The 3,625-nt window shown below is 59.8% G+C and carries 4 protein-coding genes; all 4 read right to left on the bottom strand.

Annotated features, from left to right (window positions below):
- Positions 1 to 163 precede the first annotated feature (163 nt).
- Positions 164 to 1,468: a hemolysin family protein gene (locus tag AC13RC_RS34045; RefSeq protein ID WP_488559789.1), complete on the bottom strand. Its 1,305-nt coding sequence runs from the start codon at positions 1,466 to 1,468 to the stop codon at positions 164 to 166.
- A 110-nt stretch (positions 1,469 to 1,578) separates the two neighbouring features.
- Positions 1,579 to 2,487: a TIGR03571 family LLM class oxidoreductase gene (locus tag AC13RC_RS34040; protein ID WP_488559788.1), complete on the bottom strand. Its 909-nt coding sequence runs from the start codon at positions 2,485 to 2,487 to the stop codon at positions 1,579 to 1,581.
- Between the two features lie 169 nt (positions 2,488 to 2,656).
- On the bottom strand, positions 2,657 to 3,019 hold the full coding sequence (locus AC13RC_RS34035; protein WP_488559787.1) for a PsiF family protein: 363 nt from the start codon (positions 3,017 to 3,019) through the stop codon (positions 2,657 to 2,659).
- Between the two features lie 140 nt (positions 3,020 to 3,159).
- Positions 3,160 to 3,625 (bottom strand): zinc-binding dehydrogenase (locus tag AC13RC_RS34030; RefSeq protein ID WP_488559786.1); only part of this gene is annotated, 466 nt, incomplete at its 5' end.

Here is a 3,625-nt window from a genome sequence, read left to right as displayed (position 1 = left end):
ACAGGACATCAGATAATCTATGTTATGGAACATAAATCGATATGGCGAGCCCTGTCTTTGTGATTTGCTAAGGCTGCTTCAACACTTGAGTGCGGGCAATTTTGAAACCGATCCGATGCCGGCATATCCGCTACGAAACGATGGGCCGTCTTTCGGATGAGTTTCAGTGATCGGCTTCGCGAGCGGCGGCGTCTGCGCTTACCAGCAGCTTGTCGATCCTGCGGCCGTCGAGATCCACGACCTCGAAGCGCCAGCCGCTTTTCGAGAAGCTTTCGCCCACATCCGGGAGATGGCGCAGCTCCTGCAGCACGAAACCTGCAACCGTCTGGTAGTCACGATCATCCTCGATCTGCAGGTTCATGAAATCGGCAAACTCGTCGATGGGCATCCAGCCGGATACGAGATAGCTGCCGTCGTGACGGCGGACGAGAGCCTGCTCGCCGCCGGCATCGGTTTCCTCCTGAACGGCTCCCAGGATGGCTTCGAGGATATCGCCCGATGTGATGACACCTTCGAAGTGGCCGTATTCGTCGTAGACGAGCACCATATGCGAGGAAGAGCGACGCAGCGCCTTGACCACGTCAAGGGCGCTGGAAAGATCCGAAACGATCGGCACCTGTTTGGCAAGCTTCAGAATGTCGGCCTGCCCGCCGGAAACCAGTGCGTCGAAGAAGTCCCTGGTTGTCAGCACGCCGACGATTTCATCGGAGCTATCCTTGCGCAGTGGCAGCCGTGCCTTCTCGGTGCGGCGAAGCTGTTCGCGAACCTCGTCGAAACCGTCCTCGATATCGATGACCTCCACGTCGCGGCGCGGTGTCATCAATGCTCTTGCGGTGCGGTCGGCCAATCGCATGACGCCCGAGATCATCGCCTGCTCTTCCGTTGCGATGACCCCAGCGCTTTGCGCTTCCGCCAGAACCGTCTTGATTTCCTCGTCGCTGACACCATCCGCAGCCTTGCCGGATTGGCCGAGCGCACTCAGAACCAGCCGTCCCGAGATGTCGAGCAACCAGACGAGCGGCGCTGCGGCGCGGGAGAGAAATACCATGGCCGGCGCAACCTTGCTGGCGACTGCTTCCGGCGCCCGCAGAGCGACCTGCTTCGGCACGAGCTCGCCGATGATCAGCGATAGATAGGTGATGGCGACCACGACGGAACCGACGCCGATGGCGTCGGCGGCTGCGACTGAAAGACCTTGCGTGGCAAGCCAGCCCGACAGCCGAGCGCCGAGTGTGGCGCCTGAGAACGCGCCGGACAGGACGCCGACGAGCGTGATGCCGATCTGCACCGTTGAAAGGAAGCGGCCCGGCTCTTCAGCCAGTCTCATCGCCATAGTCGCGCCTCTGCTGCCTTGGTCGGAAAGTACCTTCAGACGGGCAGGACGGGATGAGACGATCGCCAATTCCGACATGGCAAGCACGCCGTTCAGGAGGGTGAGGACAATGACGATAGAAATTTCGAGAAGCAAAATCAGCCCTTTTTGGTTGCAGCGGAAAGATAGGTGGCAAAGGCTGTAAAAGCCAGGGTTCCGCGGAATATGATTTCCGCGGCGCTGTCATCGAGGGCAATTTGTTGAAGCTATCGCATGGCCGGCAGAATATCCGCGGCGATCTCTTCCATGGTTTCCCCTAGCGGCCGTCCCTGCGCGATCAGATTGAAGGCGACATGATGAATGCCCGCTTCACGCATCGCCGACAAGGCTTCGATCAACCCTCGCCTGCCGGTTCTGCCGCCGAGATTGATTTCCTCATAAGAGGCCTGAGGGTTATCGAGCAGATCCAGGACCATGGACTGACCAAAGCCGCGAAAATCGGCGGTGATCTTAGCCCGGGCATTGTGCCAAAGCGCCAACCGGTCTTTCTGAACGGATAGCGGCCGATAATAGGTCATCCAGGCTGACGCGTGGCGGGCGATCCATTCGAGCGATTGCGACGATGAACCCACAGCCACCATGGGAATGGACGGGTGTTGCAGCACAGGTCTTATGGCGAACTCTTGCCGCACGCGACCGCCTTCATCGACGACCTTTTGATCCGGGCTAAGCGCTACGGCGAGGCGCTCCCAATGCGATTGAAAGAGCGCTTTGCGGTTTCCAATATCCTCTCCGAAAACATCATATTCGCTCGGCCGGTCTCCCGAGCCGAGACCGAGGACGAACCGGCCTTTCGACAGAGAGGCGATGGACAGCACTGCCTTGGCGATATGGAGCGGATGCCGCAAAGGCAGCACGATTGCGCCCGTCGCCAGGGCGATCCTGGATGTGGATGCGGCTAGAGCTCCAAGGAAGACCCAGGGATCGGCATGTCCGATCGGATCAGGATAGCTTTCGCTGTTAAGGGGAACATCCCTCACCCACAGCGCATCGAAGCCCAATTTATCGGCTTGGCCCGCAATGCCGAGCTGAGTATCGAACTCTATGTCCGCAGCAGTTCTCGTTTGCGCCGGCAGGACTATGCCGAATGAAAGCCTGTCTGGATGGAAAAGCACGCCGCACCCTGAAATTTATATCCTTGCCAAGGAGATAAGGAGGTTTGCGCTTGAGGAAAAGGGGCCGCGCAAGACGTACGGCGATTGTGCAAGGCACGTAGTCCGCCCCGTGGAGCGGACTGTCGTTGTGTGATGGGTCCGGTTCGGATCCGCGATCGCTGGCCGATGCTCAGCTCGCGGTGATGCACTGCTTGACGTAATCGCGCAATGCTTTCTTTTCTAGACCTTTGGCGGTGCCTTCGTCATGACAGGTCTTGCGTTTCGCCAGGACCGGATACTTCTGCTGCAGGCAGCTTTTGACTGCGTCCTTGCGTGCGTCGCCCTTGAGGCCCTGCCCCGTTGCATCCTGCCGGCAGGCTTGCCGCGCCGTCTTGATCTCATCCTTCGACGGCATGGCTGAAGACGGCGTCGAGGTGGAAGAGGTCGTGGCGGGAGTTGGCGTTGCGGGTGTCGTCGTTTGAGCGAAGACAATGGTTGCGGAAGATAGGGCGAAAAGAGCAGCGGCGGTCGCACTGAGCAGCTTGCTGGTCATGGGCATATCCTTTTGCCTGAAGGCCATTCGTGTTCAAGCCGCCGACCCCATCACGAGGCCGGCGTCTTTCTTGAACGGTGGTCATCGGCTTATCCGTCGTTCGGACTGCCAAAAAACTTCCAGCGAGGTCGCTTGCAGCCTCAGTAGAGCACGACGCTGCGGATGCTTTCACCCGAATGCATGAGCTCAAAACCCTTGTTGATGTCGTCGAGCGGCATGGTGTGGGTGATCATCGGATCGATCTGGATCTTGCCCTCCATGTACCAGTCGACAATCTTCGGCACATCGGTGCGGCCACGCGCGCCGCCGAAGGCCGTGCCCATCCAGGTGCGGCCCGTCACCAGCTGGAACGGACGCGTCGAGATCTCCTGGCCGGCGCCGGCCACGCCGATGACGACGGACTTGCCCCAGCCGCGATGGCTGGCTTCGAGCGCCTGGCGCATGACCTTGGTGTTGCCGGTGCAGTCGAAGGTATAGTCGGCCCCGCCGATCTGGTCGGCCCCACGCTTCGTCATGTTGACGAGGTACGGAACGATGTCGTCGCCGACCTCCTTCGGATTGACGAAATGCGTCATGCCGAAGCGCTCGCCCCAGGCCTTCTTGTCG

This window comes from Martinezella sp. CNPSo 3890 (genome assembly GCF_057784455.1).
Note: the sequence above shows the minus strand (reverse complement) of the source record. Positions and strands in the feature narration are given on the sequence as shown.

Bases quoted from the DNA above. Each gene is read 5' to 3' on its own strand.
- AC13RC_RS34035 (WP_488559787.1), bottom strand. From the start codon at position 3,019: ATGACCAGCAAGCTGCTCAGTGCGACCGCCGCTGCTCTTTTCGCCCTA.